1 protein-coding gene and 1 pseudogene are annotated in these 1,554 nt (G+C 70.9%); both read left to right on the forward strand.

Going from position 1 to position 1,554, the window contains the following annotated elements; all coding sequences use genetic code 11:
- The first annotated feature begins 732 nt into the window (after positions 1-732).
- Entirely contained in the window at positions 733-1,341 is a 609-nt protein-coding gene (locus ACLN58_RS22035; RefSeq protein WP_415857345.1) for an acyltransferase, read from the forward strand.
- Positions 1,338-1,554 (forward strand): annotated as a pseudogene (locus tag ACLN58_RS22040) (hypothetical protein); the annotation flags it as partial. The gene ACLN58_RS22035 and the pseudogene ACLN58_RS22040, both read left to right, overlap by 4 nt.

Genomic DNA, 1,554 nt, shown 5'->3' on the forward strand with positions numbered 1-1,554 from the left:
CTGCGCTGCCCCGGCCCGGAGCTGCTCGTGCGCGTCGATCTGAAGCTGGCGCGCACCGGCCGTAGCGGCAATTGCCGTCGCGATTCCAAGGGTCAACACCCTGAACCACCCCCAGCCTCTTCCATGCGCCCGAGCCAAATGCCGCACAACGCGCCTCGACTTCCATTACTCAATTCGCCGCGGTCTAAAGAGCCGACCGTGACGAGGTGCGCGACGCGGGATTCCCAGCAATCCCCGTCGCCCAACAAATTCGGCGAATTACCGAACTTCACCCTTCAAGTACAGCCGCGGCACGTTCCGAGGTCACCAGTAGTCGGTACCCGGGTTCTTAAGGCCCTAGGACGGGGCACCTCTGTGAGTACGCGAAAATGCCCACTTGCGGCTACCCAAGTAGTGCGCAGGTGGGCCTGCGTGATCGGCCCCGCTACTCCCTCGGGCGCCGCGGCGGCTCCGCGTGCGATGTGCGCCGCTGAGGCCGGAATCCCGGGCCTCACGGCCTGCACTGCGGCCCGAGTACCCGGTACGCAAACACCGCCGGAGGCGTCTCGGGGACTACTTGCCCGCGCCCTCGGCCCGTACGCGCACGTCGCGCGGCCGGGAACCGCCATCACCCGATTACCGGCCCGCGAGGACCCGTTTCAGCCCGACCGTCTTGTCCACCGCGGGGGGCGATTCCGACCGTAGAACCAGGAGCCGGCGCGCCCAGAGCTGGCACCGGGGATGGAGGGGTGCATGGTCCGGAACCATCCGACCGCGGAGATCGAGGCCGGAGCGATGATCGGCGACGGAACCGTCGTCTGGCAGTACGCGCACGTCCGCGAAGGGGCCCAGGTGGGCCGCGATTGCATCGTGGGCCGCGGCGTGTACATCGGGCCGGGCGTCCGCGTGGGCGACCGGTGCAAGATCCAGAACTACGCGCTCGTGTACGAGCCGGCCGTCCTGGCCGACGGCGTCTTCGTGGGGCCGGCCGTGGTCTTCACAAACGACCTCAATCCGCGCGCGATCACCCCGGACGGCCGCCTCAAGGGCGCCGACGACTGGATCGCCGTCGGCGTCACCGTAGAGACGGGCGCGTCGATCGGTGCCCGCGCGGTGTGCGTCGCCCCGATCCGGATCGGCGCGTGGGCCATCGTCGCGGCCGGCGCCGTCGCGGTCAGGGACGTCCCGGACTACGCACTCGTAGCGGGCGTCCCGGCGCGGCAGATCGGATGGGTCGGCGAGGCGGGCCACCGCCTCAAGCAGGAGACCTACTCCACCGACGAGGGCACCGCGTGGCTGTGCCCCGTCGCGGGCACCCGCTACCTCGAGAGCGAGGGGCGGCTCCGGAGGTCCGAGCCGTGAGTACTGCCTATACCCTCCCCAGCCACCCGAGCCCCGGCCTGTCCGTGACGCTCGGCGGCACCGCCGTGACGCTGCTCGACCGCGACGACGCCGTGGGAGCGATCCTCGCCGGCTGCCGCGAGCGCACCGCGGCGCTCGGCGTCGTCTCCGCGAACCTCGACCACGTGTACCACTTCGGCTCGGGCGGGCGCTGGCAGCGCGCGCTCGAGGCGG

The sequence above is a fragment of the Sinomonas sp. G460-2 genome, from assembly GCF_047759905.1.
Classification (GTDB): Bacteria; Actinomycetota; Actinomycetes; order Actinomycetales; family Micrococcaceae; genus Sinomonas.

Bases quoted from the DNA above. Each gene is read 5' to 3' on its own strand.
- ACLN58_RS22035 (WP_415857345.1), top strand. From the start codon at position 733: ATGGTCCGGAACCATCCGACCGCGGAGATCGAGGCCGGAGCGATGATC.